12 protein-coding genes are annotated in these 15,925 nt (G+C 66.0%); 6 read left to right on the top strand and 6 right to left on the bottom strand.

The features are described from left to right. Positions 1–77 precede the first annotated feature (77 nt). Complete coding sequence (locus ASD14_RS12645) at positions 78–3,011, top strand: TonB-dependent receptor (protein ID WP_056134318.1); 2,934 nt, start codon at positions 78–80, stop codon at positions 3,009–3,011. Positions 3,012–3,089: 78 nt separating this feature from the next. Here the strand turns inward: ASD14_RS12645 and ASD14_RS12640 are convergent, their stop codons facing one another. Next, the gene (locus ASD14_RS12640; protein WP_056134315.1) at positions 3,090–4,937 is read right to left on the bottom strand and encodes a sulfotransferase; all 1,848 of its coding nucleotides are present in this window, start codon (positions 4,935–4,937) and stop codon (positions 3,090–3,092) included. Between the two features lie 73 nt (positions 4,938–5,010). On the opposite strand from ASD14_RS12640, the gene ASD14_RS12635 reads away from it, so the two are divergent. Genes ASD14_RS12635 through ASD14_RS12625 form a run of 3 tightly spaced genes read left to right on the top strand, consistent with a single transcriptional unit; the run spans position 5,011 to position 8,002 of the window. Further along, entirely contained in the window at positions 5,011–5,583 is a 573-nt protein-coding gene (locus ASD14_RS12635; RefSeq protein ID WP_056134311.1) for a 2OG-Fe(II) oxygenase, read from the top strand. 2 nt (positions 5,584–5,585) lie between these two features. Further along, on the top strand, positions 5,586–6,734 hold the full coding sequence (locus ASD14_RS12630; RefSeq protein WP_056134307.1) for a methyltransferase domain-containing protein: 1,149 nt from the start codon (positions 5,586–5,588) through the stop codon (positions 6,732–6,734). Continuing rightward, a complete protein-coding gene (locus ASD14_RS12625; RefSeq protein WP_056134304.1) occupies positions 6,731–8,002 on the top strand; it encodes an aspartyl/asparaginyl beta-hydroxylase domain-containing protein in 1,272 nt (423 codons plus the stop codon). Before ASD14_RS12630 ends, ASD14_RS12625 begins: the two co-directional genes overlap by 4 nt. Positions 8,003–8,005: 3 nt before the next feature. Here the strand turns inward: ASD14_RS12625 and ASD14_RS12620 are convergent, their stop codons facing one another. The 4 genes from ASD14_RS12620 to ASD14_RS12605 all read right to left on the bottom strand — a co-directional run bounded on the left by ASD14_RS12620 (position 8,006) and on the right by ASD14_RS12605 (position 11,263). Beyond that, positions 8,006–8,749, bottom strand: coding sequence for an endonuclease/exonuclease/phosphatase family protein (locus tag ASD14_RS12620; protein ID WP_200947068.1), 744 nt, complete (start codon positions 8,747–8,749; stop codon positions 8,006–8,008). A 55-nt stretch (positions 8,750–8,804) separates the two neighbouring features. After that, positions 8,805–9,590: a thiol:disulfide interchange protein DsbA/DsbL gene (locus tag ASD14_RS12615; protein ID WP_056134491.1), complete on the bottom strand. Its 786-nt coding sequence runs from the start codon at positions 9,588–9,590 to the stop codon at positions 8,805–8,807. Positions 9,591–9,704: 114 nt separating this feature from the next. Then, entirely contained in the window at positions 9,705–10,340 is a 636-nt protein-coding gene (locus tag ASD14_RS12610; protein WP_056134299.1) for a thiol:disulfide interchange protein DsbA/DsbL, read from the bottom strand. A gap of 146 nt (positions 10,341–10,486) precedes the next feature. After that, the gene (locus tag ASD14_RS12605; protein ID WP_056134295.1) at positions 10,487–11,263 is read right to left on the bottom strand and encodes a c-type cytochrome; all 777 of its coding nucleotides are present in this window, start codon (positions 11,261–11,263) and stop codon (positions 10,487–10,489) included. A gap of 234 nt (positions 11,264–11,497) precedes the next feature. Here ASD14_RS12605 and yihA point away from each other — a divergent pair, with 234 nt between their 5' ends. After that, positions 11,498–12,127 carry a ribosome biogenesis GTP-binding protein YihA/YsxC gene (gene yihA / locus ASD14_RS12600; RefSeq protein ID WP_056134292.1) on the top strand — a complete coding sequence of 210 codons (630 nt, stop codon included), beginning with the start codon at positions 11,498–11,500 and terminating at the stop codon, positions 12,125–12,127. Between the two features lie 96 nt (positions 12,128–12,223). On the opposite strand, the gene ASD14_RS12595 is transcribed toward yihA, so the two are convergent. Continuing rightward, positions 12,224–14,083, bottom strand: a complete 1,860-nt coding sequence (locus ASD14_RS12595) for a glycoside hydrolase family 13 protein (protein WP_056134289.1) — start codon at positions 14,081–14,083, stop codon at positions 12,224–12,226. Positions 14,084–14,462: 379 nt separating this feature from the next. On the opposite strand from ASD14_RS12595, the gene ASD14_RS12590 reads away from it, so the two are divergent. Further along, positions 14,463–15,827 (top strand): glutamate--cysteine ligase, encoded by a 1,365-nt coding sequence (locus tag ASD14_RS12590; protein ID WP_056134285.1) that lies wholly within the window; start codon positions 14,463–14,465, stop codon positions 15,825–15,827. Positions 15,828–15,925 lie beyond the last annotated feature (98 nt).

The following is a 15,925-nucleotide window of genomic DNA, read 5'->3' as shown; positions in this document are numbered from 1 at the left end:
CGAGCTTCCGGCCGTGCGCCGCACTGCCCTGCCAGAAACCGCTTCCAGCTGTTCATAAGAATCCAGGAGAGAGTCAAATGAAAGCGCTGCGCTACCAACCTCTTGCGAAAGCCATCCAGCTTTCGCTGCTGATCAGTGTCCCCGGCTTGGCCGCCGCGCAGGACCCTGCCCCGGCACAAACGCCGTCCACTTCCGCTCCTACCACTCTTGACGCCATCACGGTCACCGGCTCGCGCATCAAGCGAACCGACATCGAAACGGCCAGCCCGGTATTCCAGATCGATCGCCAGGCGATCGACGCGACCGGTGCCCAGACCATCGGTGCCTTTATCCAGTCGGTACCGTCGATGGCGGGCGCCGCGACCAATCCGTCGGTCAACAATGGCGGCAGCGGTCCCGGCGGCCCGAACCCCAGCGGCACCGGCGCAGCGACCATCTCGCTGCGCGGCCTGACTGAAGTGCGGACACTGATCCTGATCAACGGCCGCCGCATCGTCACCAACGATGTCAACTCGATCCCGATGTCGATGGTCGAGCGCGTGGAAATCCTCAAGGACGGCGCATCGGCGATCTATGGCTCCGACGCCGTCGGCGGCGTAGTCAACTTCATCCTGCGCAAGAACTTCGAAGGTTCGCAGGTGAGCGTCGACTACGGCATCAGCGACCAGAACGACGGCGAGCGCTACGGCGTCAGCGGTACGTTGGGCCTGAGCGGTGATCGCGGCAGCTTCATTCTTGGTGTCAACTATCACAACCAGAAGGAAGTCAGCGCGGCCGATCGCGACTTCTCCAAGAATGCGCTGACGCTGTACGCAGGCGCGGTCGTGGTCGGGGGTTCCTCGCGCACGACGACGGGCCGCTACGCGGTGCCGGAAAGCATCGCTGGACTGGACTGCAACGGCGACGGTGACCTGGGCGACACGGCCGGCCTGACCCACATCGCGGGTACGCCGGGCACGAGCGTTGGCGATTTCCGCTGCTTCACCAACGCCGACCTCTTCAACTACCAGGCCGTCGGCAATGTCGAGCTGACCCCGCAGGAACGCGCGGGCGTATTCGTCACCGGCAACTACGACGTCACCGAGGGCGTGAGCGCGTACCTCGACGCGTTCGTCAATCGCACCTCATCGGCCAGCCAGATCGCACCGCTGCCGTTCGATGGCCGGCCGGGCAACGACAGCGTCGTCATTTCCGCCGACAACATCTACAACCCGTTCGGCGTCGACATCATCGACAGCCGTCTGCGCGTGTCCGACCTGGGCAATCGCCGCTTCTCGTTCGAGACGGAGACCAGCCAGTTCAACGGCGGCCTCAAGGGTAATTTTGGCGACAGCTCCTGGTCGTGGGACATCGGTGCCAGCTATGGCCGTATCACCCAGGACCTCACCACCAGCGGCTACATGCAGTCGTCCAAGTTGCAGGACGGCCTGGGCCCATCGTTCATCGATGCCGGCGGTGTGGCACGTTGTGGCACGCCAACCGAAATTATCCCGAACTGCGTACCGCTGAACTTCTTCGGCGTCCCGTATGACCTGAGCACGCCGGAAGGTCAGGCGGCCAAGGATGCCCTGGCGGCCATCACGGTCAATTCGAATACACACAAGGTGCAGGTGCTGCGTGGCTTCCAGGCCAACTTCGCCGGCGACCTGTTCGAGCTGCCCGCCGGCATGGTGCAGGCGGCGGTGGGCCTGGAGTACCGTAAGGTGAGCCTCAACTTCACCCCGGACTCGCTCTCGACGCTGAACCCCGATGCGGATTTCACCTGCGAGATTTCCAGTGAGGCGTGCGCGTCGCGTACCTCCGGCTTCACCGAGACCAAGGAGTTCTACGGCGAACTGCTGATCCCGGTGCTAGCCGACGTGCCGTTTGCCAAGTCGCTCAACCTGACCCTTGGCACCCGGTACTCCCGCTACAACAGCTTCGGCAATACCACCAACAGCAAGCTGGGCGTGGAATGGCGCCCGATCGACGGGCTGCTGTTGCGCAGCACCTACGCGCAGGTATTCCGCGCCCCGACCGTCACCGACCTCTATGGCGGCCTGTTTGCCTTCTCGGCGGGCTACACCGATCCGTGCGTGGGCTATACAGGTCCGCTGAACGGAAACCCGGCTTGCCTGGGCGTGCCCAACGATGGGAGCTACCACGCTCCGGACACGCAGCTGTCGGCCTTCGTCGGCGGCAATCCAGATCTGAAGCCGGAAGAAGGCAGCGTCTTCACCATCGGTGCGGTGTACGAGCCGGAATGGTTGCCGGGCTTCTCGACCACGATCGATGCGTGGAAGGTGCACCTGGACGACACGATCGGCAGCTTCGGCACCTTCACGATCCTCAACCAGTGCTTCAACAGCACCCTGGCGAATCCGTCGCCGTTCTGCGCCCTGTTCGCGCGTGATCCCGACTCGGGCGATCCGGTTCGCCTGTTCGACCGGGTGGATAACGTGGGCGAGACCGACACCAAGGGCATCGACATCGGCTTCCGCTACCGCACCGAGACCCCGTGGGGCCGCATTCGCGCCAGCCTGGACACCACGTATGTGGCCCAGTACGACGTGAAGACGATCTTCAACGGCGTAGTCACCGCGCAGCAGCACAACGCCGGCACCTATCTGGGTTCGGCCAATGGCGGCCTGGGCAACTACAGCCGCTGGCGTGGTATCGGCGTGCTGGGCTGGAGCGTGGGCAACTGGGATGCGCAGTGGACGAGCCGTTACGTCCATGGCTTCAAGGTCGGCTCCAAGCCGGGTGTGGACACTGTGCCCTGCGCCGACCGCGTGCTGCCGCCGGGTAGCGAGGGCTGCCTGCTCACCTTCGGTGCGCAGACGTACCACAACATCGAGGTGGGTTATAAGTTGCCCTGGAACATGCAAGTCCGTGTCGGCATCGACAATGCCTTCGACAAGCAGCCGCCGATCATGTACCAGAACAACACAGCGGACGGTAATACCGACCCGCAGACGTTCGACACGATAGGCCGTTACTACTGGGCAAACGTGACCGTCAACTTCAAGTAATCGTTACCGGAAGCAGCAAGGCCGCGCAGCGCACGCTGCGCGGCCTTTTGCTTGATGGGCATCGCTGGGAGTGTTCCCTTACACGTCGGGATAGCCGAAGTGTTCAACCCACGGACGCAGCAACCCCAGCGTGTGCTCGCTGAAGTGATGGCGGAACCCCGCCCAGCGCCCGATCGCCCCCGGGTTCACGGGTTCGATCACCTGCGCATAGCTCGGCGTGCCGATGACACGGTCGCGGGCACGTTCGGTGAAGCGCATCAGCGCATCGTCCCAGGGCAGTTCAAGGAAGGAAAACAGGCGACGCGTTTCCGATTCGGTCGCGTTCACCAGCTTTTCGTAGCGCAGCACGTGCACGGGCAATGCCAATGATTCGCGAAGGCGCAGCCAGTGCGTGAAGGTGCGGTCGTACATCTCGGCACACGACTCGAGCGTGCGGAACGTGACCGCAAACGCAGGGGCGCCGAAGTGCTGCATGTAGCAGCTCAGCACCACATCGCAGGGATGGCGCACGGTGAGGATGACCCGTGCATCGGGGAACACATGCGGCAGCAGCGGCAGCCGCAGGAGGTTGAGCGGATTCTTGTCGACCGGCCGGACTGCATCAGTTGCCGGTCCCGGGAGTACCGCATCGACGGCGGCAAAGTAACTGTCGCGAAGACGTTGGCGGGCGTTCGTGTCCAGCGTTCGCAGCGCCGCCTGGATGGTGTCTCCGCGCGCGTACAACTGCTTGGCCAGTCGCTGCACGAAGGGTTGCTCATCGAACGAAGCGAGGTCCGGATGGGCATCGAGAAGCTGCTCCAGCAAGGTCGTGCCCGAACGCGGAAAGCCGACAACGAACACGGGATCGCGGCGCTGGTCCCGGAACTGCAGCGACGCGGGCGCGGGATCCGGCAGCGGTTCTTCGATCACGTCGTAGAGGCCGTCGCCTATCGCCAACGCGGGATGCACCGCCGTCACCTGTTCGTAGCGCAGCGCATGCGCCTGCGAAAACGCCGTCATGGCCGCATCGACCTGTCCGCATTTCAGGCGTGCAGCGCCCAGGTCGAACGCGAAGCTGATTCGTGTCGTCGGATCGAGCACGGGAATCGCGAGCAGTGCTTCAAGCCGGCTGCACGCCGCTGCGTGATCGCCGTTCCGGGCGGCCATCCGCGCATCCAGTTGCAGCAGCTTGTCGTGCAGGCGCTCCCGCGTTGCGGCGTCGAGTTGCTCTTCCAATGCCGCTCGCGCCGAAGACGCGGCCTGCAGGCGATTGAGGCGTTCCAGCGTGAGCACCGAGCCGATCAGTGCATCCGGTTGCCGGGAGTCACCGGCAAGGATGGCTTCGAACACGCGCTGCGCCTCGGCAAGGCCGCCACCACGCAGGAGCAGGTAACCGATTTCGATGCGTTGCCCGACGTCGACGCCCTGTTGCAGCAGCGCGGCGGCTTCGGACTTCGCGCCGTCCCATTCGTCGATGTCGCCCAACAGCTCCGCGCGGAGCAGGCGAAACTCGGGTTCAGCCGGCTCGAAACCCAGCGCCCGCTCGATGTGTGCGAGCGCGAGCTTCGGATTGCCTGTCGCCCGGCGTGCGCGCGCCATTGCGAAGTGCGTGGCCGCATCGTCGGCGCCCAGTTCCAGCGCGCGCTGCAGGGGCTCGAGTGCTTCGGGCTCGCGATCGAGTTCGCACAGGCAATTGCCGAGGTTGGACCAGTGCGTGCGTTCCCCTGGCTGGAGTTCGACCAGGCGCTGGTACAAGGGCAATGCCTCGCTCGCGCGGCCGGCGCCGCTCAGCGAAAGCGCGCGAATCGCCAGCCAGCCCGCGTCATTCGGACGAACGCGGAGCGCGCGGAGCGCGTACTCCTCCGCCGCTACGTGCTCGCCGCGGCGCAGAAGCGTCAGAGCGTCGGCGAGCGAAGGCATGGCGGAGCTGTCGTGGCTCGTGGACATGCGGATTATGATGCATGACGAACGTGGCCTTTGGGCCCGACCTGGCCCGCCCTGTCTTTCCGCCGGAGTTGCCGTGCCGACTGCCGACACGACCCTTAACCGCTTCGTGCAGGTATACGACGATGCACTGGCCGCGCCGTTGTGTCAGCGCATGGTCGAATCGTTCAATGCGTTGTCGAGGTTTCATCGTCAGAACGGGGAAGGTGTCCGCGGCGGCCTGGACGACAGCCGCTGGACCGAGCTCGACATCAGCGCACTGTCCGACGCGACCTTCCGTGCGATGCTCCTCGCGAACATGCATGCGCACCTGGCGCGTTACGTGGAGGCGATTGGCCTGACGCTTCCCGTCCCCGCCACGCAGCGGACGAGCGAGCTGATCATCAAGCGCTACCACCCCGGCGGCGCGGAACGCTTCCAGCCGCACTTCGACTCGGTGGGTGAAGTCAGCAATCGTTACCTGGTGTTCCTCTGGTATCTCAACGACGTAGCGGAAGGTGGAGAGACCGCGTTCGTCGACCTGGGGATCGAAGTGAAGCCAAAGGCAGGGAGGCTGCTGATGTTTCCGCCTTACTGGATGTTCCAGCATGCCGGGCGCGCGCCCGTGGGCAACGACAAATACATCCTTTCCACCTATTTCCTGTTCTGACCGTGGACTCCGTGCTCTCCGGCGACGTGCGCCTGGTGTTTTCTCCCGAAGCGGTGCTGCGCTTCCACGATGGGCGCATGCTGATCCACACCGCGTCTTCGACGCCGCCATTCGTGACGGACCGGCCTGCACTGATCGGCTGGCTTGCGCAGTTCGCGCAACCCACGACGATGGACACGGCGCTGGCTTCACTTCCGGAAGGGTCGCGTGACTTTGCCGCACGCGCCGCAACCTACCTTCGCCAGACGGGCGCATTGCGGGAAGTGACGACTATCGATCGCACGGACGACGTCGACGCTGCGCATCGCCACTGTCGCGAACATCTCTCCGCCCTCGCGCAAACGGTGTACGCACTGGGCTGCGACATAGCCGGTTTCGGACCCTATGCCGAAGTCGCTCTGCGACAGAACGGTGGAGCGGGACTGGAGCCGCGGTTGAGGGCGCTGCAGACGGCAGCGGCGTCATTGCGGGCCGAGCTCGCGGCACAGCGGCGCCCCTACCTGCAGGGCCAGCTTCAACGACTGGGTGTATCCGAACTCGCGCACGGGCTGAAACTGCATGTTGGTTGCGGTCCATGCCTGCTCGAAGGCTGGATCAACCTCGACGTGCATCCGGCGCCACTGGCCACCAACGTGCTGTGGGGACTGCCATTCCCCGGAGGCAGCGTGCGGCTGGTGTTCCTGTCGCACCTGCTGGAGCACCTGTTCTATCCCAACGACGTGATGCCCTTCCTCGGCGAGATCTTCCGCGTGCTGGAGCCAGGTGGCGTGGTTCGCATCATCGTTCCCGACATCGCGCAGTACATCGAGGCCTACGAGAACGATGATGCGCAGTTTTTTGCCGAGCGACGGCAGCACTGGGGTGCAGGCGACGGGCGGACGACCCGGCTCGAGAATTTCCTGGCCTACGCGGGTGCCGGCCCGGATCCGGCCTGGCTGTTCCAGGCGCACAAGTTCGGTTACGACTTCGAGACCTTGTCGCGGGCGATGGAGCGCGCCGGTTTCGTTGACATCCAGCGCTCCGCGTTCAATGCCAGCGAACATCCGGAACTGCGCGTGGACGAAAACAGTGAGGTGGCCGCTGCTCATCATGGCGGGCGCCACTACTCGCTGTTCGTCGAAGCGCGCAAACCGGCCGGCGGCGGCGCATGAGCATGCCCACGTTGCTGCAGGCGCGCGCATGGGCGCAGGCGGGTGATCCGCGTGCAACGGTTGCCTACCGGCAGCTATTAGGCGGCGGAGAAGTAGTCGAGGCGAGGATATTCCTTGCCCGCGAAGCACTGCTGCAGGGACGCGCAGCGGAAGGGGTCGCCCACCTCCAGCAGGCCTGCCGGGCCGAGCCGGACAATGCGTCGTTGTTGCGCCAGCTCGCGGTGGCCGCGGAAGCGGCGGGATACCCGGACGAAGCGCGACAGGCCCTCGAGTTCGCCGTCAGCCTGGCGCCCGGGATGTATCTCGCGCACCTGCAGCTGGGGCGCTTGCTGGAGCAGGCGCGCGACCGCAAAGGCGCGATGCGATCGTACTTTCGCGCACTGACGCGGGCGCAGCTCGAGGAAAAGTGGCTGGACGAAGCCAGCACGCCGCCAAGGCTTCGAGCGCAGGTGGCGCACGCCGCGGAATTTGTCCGTGCCGCACGGCCGGAGTTGATGGCGAACCTGATGGAACCGCTGGTTGCGCGCCACGGGCGCGAGGAAATGAAGCGCGTGGAGCGCTCCTTGCGCGGCTACTTCTCGCTTGAGGAGGTCGTGCCGGAAAACGCGTCGCAGCGGCCCAGGTTTCTTTTCTTTCCGGACATACCGTCGGCGCCCTACTTCAAGCGCGCCGACTTCGAATGGATCGAAGCACTGGAGTCCGAATGGCGCGCCATCCGCGACGAGGCGTTCGCGGTGCTTGCCGAGCCGGGCGTACTGACGCCGTTCCTCGATGCGCCGGAACAGGGCGACCTGAGCGAGTACCTGCAAAGCGCCGGTGATGCCGCGCCGCATTGGGATGCGTTCTTCTTCTATCGCCACGGGCGTGCGTATGCGGAAAACCAGCAGCGCTGCCCGGTTGCCGCGCGCGTCCTGGAATCATTGCCGCTGTTGCGCATTGCCGGACATGCGCCGGAAGTCTGCTTCTCGGTGCTGTCGCCGGGCACGCATATCCTTCCGCACCATGGCGTGACCAACATCCGCTCGGTCGTGCATCTGCCTTTGCTGGTTCCCGAGGATTGCGCGCTGCGTGTCGGCGACATGGTCCATGCCTGGCGCGAAGGCGAGTGTGTCGCCTTCGACGACACCTGGTTGCACGAGGCATGGAATCGCAGCGGCGAGACGCGCGTCATCCTGCTGATGGATGCCTGGAATCCGCATCTGACGCTGGCCGAACGCGATGCCATGGCAGCGCTGGTCGAGGGCATCGGTGAATTGAAGCGCGGTTAGCGCTCAACTCCGAATCGCGCTCGCCGGCACATCCAGTTCCAGCGACAACGCCAGGTGATCCGAAAACGCCGCGGGCAGGGCGCGCGCGCGTTCGCAGGCGAGGGCGAGGCCGTCGCCGAGCAGGATGTGGTCGATCGCGCGCTGGGGGCGCCAGCTCGGGAACGTGGGTACCGCGTGCGCGGGCGGCTGCAGGCGCGTGCGCCGGAACAGCGTCGCCATTTCCGGACGGTCGATGTCGCAGTTGAAGTCGCCCATCAGCACCGCGTAGGGATGGTCGTGCAGCAGCTCGGCGATGAAGGAGAGCTGCGAGGCGCGCGACTGCGCGCCCAGCGAAAGATGCGCGACCGCGATCGTGAGCGAATCCTCGTCGTCACCGAAACGGGCCATCAGCACGCCGCGGCCGGCGATGCGCCCGGGCAGCGAGTGATCCATGACTTCGACCGGTTCGAGCTTGCTCAGCAAGCCGTTTGCGCTCGACGCCACGCCGCCGACGCGGCGGTTCGGCTGGTGGCTCCAGTAATGGAAGCCGGCGCGCTGCGCGAGGTAGTGCGTCTGGTTGGTGAAGCCCGAGCGCAGGCTGCCGGGGTCGCTTTCGTTGAGGCCGACGATGTCGTGCTCGCCGGCGAGTTGCGCGATCGCATCCAGGCTCGGCCGCTTGCCCAACGGCAGCACGTGCGACCAGCTGCGGGTCGCGTAATCGCTGTAGCGCCGCGTGCTGGAGCCGGCCTGGATGTTCGCGCTCAGCAGTTTCAGCCGGCGGTGGCCTGTCGCTTTATCCATGACCACCGCCGCGCAGACCGGCTCAGCCGCCGCGCGCCGCGCGTTCCTTCGCCACCAGGTGCGTGGTGATGCGCAGCATGTCTTCGAGCGTCTTGCCGGTGACGCGATACTTGCCGTCGACGACGATGCCCGGGCTGCCTTCGACGCCGGACTTTGCGATGAACTGGTTGGCGCGCTTCACCTTGGCATCGGTGGCGAAGCTCGACATCGCGCTGGCGAACTGCTTCGGCTCGGCGCCGAACTTGCCGTAGAACGCCGCGATGTCTTCCGGCGTCGCCTTCATCGCGTCGAGCGAGCGGTCGATGTGGATCGCGCGGAACATCGCTTCGTGCGTTTTCGCGCGCAGGCCAAGGGCTTCGGCGGCATAGAAGGCCTTCGCGAAGGGTTCCGGATTGCCGCCGAAGAAGCCCGCGACCGGGGTGAACTTCACGTCAGCCGGCTGGCGTGCGCGCCAGGCGAGGACGAGCGGCTCGAACTGCGCGCAGTGCGGGCAGGTGTAGCTGAAGACTTCCGCGACTTCGATGCGGCCGGCGGTGGGTTCGAAGGGCTGGCCGCCCGGGATCTCGACATAGTCGATGCCGGCGACGGGCGCGGGACCGACCGGCGTGTCCGGGGTCGCGGCGGGCGTGGGTTCGGGCGCGACTTCAGGCGCCGCGGTTTCGGTAGCGGCAGCCGGTGCGGTTGCTGCGTCTGTGGGGGAAGCAGCGGCGGCCGGTGTTTCGGAAGGAGCGGCAGGCGCTTCGCCCTGCCGGTTGCAGGCGGCTAGCGAAAGCAGGGCGAACAGCAGCAGGGCCGGGCGCAGGTTCATGTATTTCTCCACGTAGCGGATCGGCGGCATGAAGCCGCGCGTGTCGGAAAAGGGTGCCGGCGGCAAGGATAACGAGCGCCGCCTCAGCCGGGCGTGTGCGTCTCGCGTGCGCGCCTAGCGGCGGCCCCTCGCGGCGCGCTCGCGCGCGACCAGCTGGCTGGCGACGCGCAGGGCATCGGCCTGCGGCGCGATGACGCGGTACTTGCCGGCGACGATCAGCGTCGGCGTGCCTTCCACGCCACTGCGTTCCAGGAAGGCCCGCGCGCGCTCCAGCGCCGCATCGACGCCAGGACTGTTGAGAGTGGCCACGAAGCGTTCCGGCGGCACGCCGAACTGCGCGTAGAAGCCAGCCAGCTCGCCATCGGTGGGATTGCGCGGCAGCGTGCCGTCCTCATGCAGCGCGCGGAAGACGGCTTCATGCGAACGATCGGCGATGCCCAGCGCCTTCGCCGCGAAGAAGCCGCGCGCGTACGGCATCCAGTAACCGCCGAAGGGCGCCGCGACCGGCGTGAACGTCACGTCCTTGGGCAGCTTCGCCTTCCACGCCTGCACCGCCGGTTCGAAGTGCGCGCAGTGCGGGCAGGTGTAGCCGAAGACCTCGGCGACTTCGATGCGTCCCGCGATGGGTTCGTATGGGGCGCCGTTCTCGATGACTTCGTAGTCAGTGCCTTCGACTGGAGCGGCCGGCGTCGCGGCAAAGGCACTGAAGGGCAGGAGCAGGGCGAGCAGGAAACTCAGGCGAAGGGTCATGGTCTGGGTTCGCTAAAGAGGCGAAGAGTGGCGAAGCAAATCGGTGCGCCGGCCGGAAACAAGAACGCCGACCGTGACAGCACGGTCGGCGTATTGAACAACGCAGCGGCAGTCTGTGACCGCCGACCGGTGCGCAGGTTCAGTGCTCAGTGGGCCGGGGCTGCTTCCACCGCGACCTCGTCGGCGCGCGGGTGCAGGCCCTGCACGTAGTTGGCAAGCGCGCCGATCTCTTCGTCGGTCAGCTTGCCGGCGATGGCGGCCATCATGTTGAACAGGTGCGGGTCCTGCTGCGTGGTAGTGCCGGCGCGGTATTCCTCGAGGCGGCGCTGCACGTAGGCGGCCTGCTGGCCGGCCACGGCCGGATAGGCCGGGCCCGGATTGCCGGCGCCGACGGGGCCGTGGCACGCCATGCACGCCGGGATGCCGCGGGCCTTGTCGCCGCTGTGGAACAGCTGCTGGCCGACTTCGAAGAACTTCTTGTCCTTGTTCGGGCCAGTGGCGATCACGCTGTCGTCGGCGACGCCGGCGCCCGCCTTCTGGGTGGCGAAATAGGCGCCCAGGTCGCGCGCGTCCTGCGCGGTCAGCGCATCGGCGTACGGCTTCATCACCGCGGCCATGCCGGTGTTGCGCTCGCCGCTCTTGAACAGGGCGATCTGGTGGGCGACGTACCGCTCCGGCATGCCGGCCAGGCGCGGGTACTGCGGATCGGTCGGGTTGCCATCGAGGCCGTGGCAGGCGGCGCAGGTGCCGGCCTTGGCGGCGCCCGCCTTGGCATCGCCCCACGTGGCCGGCTTTTCGACCAGCGGCGCGGCCTGCACGGGTGCGTTGTCCGGCACCGGGGTGACCGTGGCTTGGGCGAAGGCGACGGCGGCAGCTGCGAAAGCAGCGATACCGACGAGGCCGAGGACTCGGGCGTGGCGCATGAGCTGGGCTCCGGGGTGCTCTGAGGGGCGCCCGGAAGCGGGCGCCGAAACCGCGAAATTATCGTTGCGGAGTGCGGGACGGTCAACGCGAAGCCAGTCCGGCGCGCATTTTCCCGCCTGCTGGTTGAAGCCGACCGCCAGAAAATGCCGGCGTTCCAGCTCTCCATTCACACGCGCGGGAGCGCTGTTGCCGCGGTTCGGGGCTGATCGCGGGCGGCATGCGATCCTTTACCCATGGCCACCACCCCAAACCCGTTCGTCCGCGCCCGATATCTGCTCTCGGCGCACAACCCCCGCCAGCTCCCATCCGACGGCGGGTTCGAAGTCGCCTTCGCCGGCCGCTCCAATGCCGGCAAGTCGAGTGCCCTCAATGCGATCTGCCAGCAGAACGCGCTGGCTCGCGTCTCCAAGACGCCCGGCCGCACCCAGCAGCTGGTGTTCTTCGACTTCACCCCCACCGGCACCAATCCGCCCGGGGACAAATACCTGGTCGACCTGCCGGGATACGGTTACGCCAAGGTCCCACAGGACCTGCAGGCGCACTGGCAGGCCTTCCTCGAAAGCTACTTCGCCACCCGGCAGGCGCTGCGCGGCCTGGTGGTGGTCATGGACATCCGCCATCCGCTCAAGGACTACGACCGGCAGATGCTCGGCTACGCGGTACGCCGCGAGCTTCCCGCGCACGTGCTGCTGACCAAGGCCGACAAGCTCAGCCGCGGCGCGGCGGCGAACACCCTGCAGGCCGTGCGCATGGAACTGTCGCGCGCCTATGGCGATACCGTCAGCGTGCAGACATTCTCGGGCGAGTCGAAGCAGGGCGTGGAAGAAGCGCGCGCGGTGATCGGGCGCTGGCTGGAATTCTGATCCGAAGCAACCCTGCTGACGCTTTTTTGCAGAGCGGAGCCTGCTCCGCTGCTCCTGGCAACCGCACCGCGCAGCGCGGCGCTACGCTCCCGGCGGTCACTTGATCTCGAGCAGCGTCGCCGACTTCCCCGGCAGTGTCAGTCTCTCGCCCAGCGTCACCAGCTTGCCAGTCAGTGCATCACGCGCCTGCGTGCCCGTGCCGATGAAATCCGCGAAGCGATCCAGCTGCAACGATGTCGTCTCCGCATTCTTGTTCAACGCCACCATCACCATCTTCCCGCTCTTGTCCGGCGTGCCGTCGTAACGGAAGTACACATACACGCCATCTTGCGGCGCGAAGTGCTGCAGCTTCCCGCCATGCAGCACCGGCGTGCGCTTGCGCCAGTTGAACAGCGCGCGCACGAAGTCCTGCGCGTCGCGCTGCTCCGGCGTGAGTCCGCGTGCAGTGAATGCGTCGGCCGCATCGCCGGCCCAGCCGCCGGGCATGTCCGCGCGCAGCAGGCCGTCATTGCGTTCCTTCGGGCCACGAAGCAGCACTTCGGAGCCGTAGTAGAACTGTGGCGTGCCGCGAACCGTTGCGATGTACGCCATCGCCATCTTCCACAATCTGATGTCGCCATCGAAATGCGCCAGCGCACGCGGCGTGTCGTGGTTCTCGGCGAAGACGACGAGTCGGCCCGCATCCGGATACAGGAAGTCGTTGGCCAGCATTTCGTACAAGCCTACGAAGCCGTAGTCCCAGCCTTCGGGCTGCGTCAACGCCGTGCGCAGCGCGATGTGCAGCGGGAAATCCATCATGCTCGGCATATACGGCACGTGCCCGTCGGGATTCGTCTTGCCGCGCTGCCAGTGCGCGACGATCGCCGGGTTCGGGCTCCATTCCTCGCCGACCATCGCGAAGTCCGGGTATTCGTCGAGCACTGCCTTGGCCCATGCGCTGAGGAAGTCGGTGTCCGCATAGCCGAACGTGTCCTCGCGGATGCCCGACAGGCCTGCGTATTCGATCCACCACAGCGTGTTCTGGATCAGGTAGCGCGCGAGGTGCGGGTTGCGCTGGTTGAGGTCGGGCATCGCCGTCACGAACCAGCCATCGGTGAACAGCGCGCGGTCCGCCGGCGCGGCATGCGGATCCTGCACGGTGGTGCGGCGGTGGTTGGTTTCGACGTAGTTGCCGGGATGGTTGAACCAGTCGGGGGCGGGCGGATCGGTCATCCACCAGTGCTTCGAACCGATGTGGTTGAGCACCACGTCCATGATCAGGCCGATGTCGCGCGCGCGCGCTTCCTTCGATAGCGCGCGATAGTCCTCGTTGCTGCCCATGCGCGGATCGGTGCGGTACAGATCGGTGATCGCGTAACCGTGGTACGAGTAGCCGGGCTGGTTGTTTTCCAGCAGCGGCGTCGGCCAAAGCTGGGTGAAACCCAGGCCCGCGATGTAATCCAGGTGCCGGCGGATGCCGGCGATGTCGCCGCCATGGCGGCCGTTGGAACTCGCGCGATAGGCGGCCTCGCTCATGTCCGGTGCACTGTCGTTGCGCGGATCGGCATTGGCGAAGCGGTCGGGCGTGACCAGGTAGATCGCATCGGAGGCATCGAAGCCGCGACGCTGCGCCGAGCCAGCTTCGCGCGCATCCACGCGCCAGGGATGGCGGAGCACGCGCTTCGTGCCGTCGTAGAACTCGATGTCGAATGCGGCCGGCTTCGCATCGGGCGCGATGGCGAGCGTGACGAACAGATAGTTCGGGTTCTCGCCCTTCTCCACGCCGGCAATCGACACGCCCGGATGCGACAGGCGCGGCGTCAGTTCACTGATACCGCGCCCGTGCACCATCAGTTCGACGCGATCGTGCTTCATCCCGACCCACCAGCTCGCGGGTTCGAGATGGTCTATGGCGAAGTCGCGGGCATGGGCGGGACTGCACAGCAGGGCGAGGCATAGCACGATCAGCAGTCTCATCGCAGTCTCCGTAGCGCCGGTGGGCGCATGGCGATTCTAGGGAGCGGCGCGCAATGCAACGAAGCGGCGCGCGGTGAAAACGTAGTCATCGTCATTGCTGCCCGATCCGGCCAGGACCGCGGACACGGAAAAGCGCCAGCGCACTCCACGCGACCATCGCAGGCCACGCCCCATCGTTCGCGGCGGCCGGCCGCCGCAACACTGGAACACAGCTGGCGCGGCGGGGCAGGCAATCGCGTCATGGCGAAGGGCTATGCTGCCCCGCTGCTTTCGGTGTTGCGGTAGGTGGGCGCCGGCCCCATATCGCGTCCGGATTCCCGAATCGCTTCAGAACCGCCGCTCCACCCGCAGCACAAGCGGGATTCAACGAGACCACTGCATGTCGAGCCCGAGCAACGTCGCCGAATCCCCGATCACCGACCAGCGCGAGCTGATCGAATACCTTGCCTCGGGCAGCAAGCCGCGCGCGGAATGGCGCATCGGCACCGAGCACGAGAAGTTCGGTTTCCGCCTCGACGACCTGCGTCCACCCACCTTCGACGGCGATCGCGGCATCGAGGCGCTGCTCACGGGACTCACCCGTTTCGGCTGGACGCCAGTGCAGGAGCATGGCCGCACGATCGCACTGCTCAAGGACGGCGCATCGGTCACGCTGGAACCGGCCGGGCAGCTCGAACTGTCCGGCGCGCCGCTGGAAACCATCCACGACACCTGCCGGGAAACCAACACGCATCTCGCCGAAGTAAAGACCGTGGCGGAGGAACTGCAGCTCGGTTTTCTCGGCATGGGCTTCCAGCCCAAGTGGAAGCGCGAGGACATGCCATGGATGCCGAAAGGCCGCTACAAGATCATGCGCGACTACATGCCCAGGCGCGGCGACCTCGGCCTCGACATGATGACGCGCACCTGCACGGTGCAGGTCAACCTCGACTTCAGCAGCGAAGCCGACATGGTGAAGAAGTTCCGCGTTTCGCTGGCGCTGCAGCCGATCGCGACCGCGCTCTTCGCCGATTCGCCATTCACCGAAGGCAAGCCCAACGGCTATCTCTCGTACCGCTCACATATCTGGACCGATACCGATCCCGATCGCACCGGGATGCTCGATTTCGTGTTCGAAGACGGCTTCGGCTTTGAACGCTACGTCGACTACCTGCTCGACGTGCCGATGTATTTCTCGTACCGCGATGGTGAATACGTGGATGCGAGCGGAAAATCGTTCCGCAAGTTCCTCAAGGGCGAACTCGACGTGCTGCCCGGTGCGTTGCCGACGCTGCGCGACTGGTCGGATCACATGACCACCGCGTTCCCGGAAGTGCGCCTGAAGAAGTACCTGGAAATGCGCGGCGCCGATGGCGGTCCATGGAACCGGTTATGCGCGCTGCCCGCATTCTGGGTCGGCCTGCTCTACGACGATGCATCGCTGGATGCCGCGTGGGACCTAGTCCGCGACTTCACCATGGCCGAACGCAATGCCTTGCGCGATGGCGTGCCGAAACATGCATTGAAGCTGCCGTTCCGCGCCGGCAGCGTGCGCGACCTCGCGCTCGAAGCCTTGCGCATCGCGGCCGCCGGCCTGCAGCGCCGCGCGCGCCTCAACAGCAGCGGTACCGACGAAAGCCGCTTCCTCGAGCCACTGATCGAGTTCGCCGAAGCCAACGAGACGCCGGCGGAACGCAAGCTCGCGCTGTTCCATGACGAGTGGGGCGGCGACATCGACCGGGTGTTCCGCGAATTCGCGTACTGATATCGGTACGCGGTACGACGCCGGATATCGACACTCCGGAAAAACCGGGCCCCATGCTTTTGAAATCACGCGCAGAGGCTGGCCCTGGCCGGAATGGT

It is taken from the genome of Lysobacter sp. Root494, assembly GCF_001427225.1.
In the GTDB taxonomy this organism is placed as follows: domain Bacteria; phylum Pseudomonadota; class Gammaproteobacteria; order Xanthomonadales; family Xanthomonadaceae; genus Agrilutibacter.
This window is presented reverse-complemented; position numbering and strand designations above follow the sequence as displayed.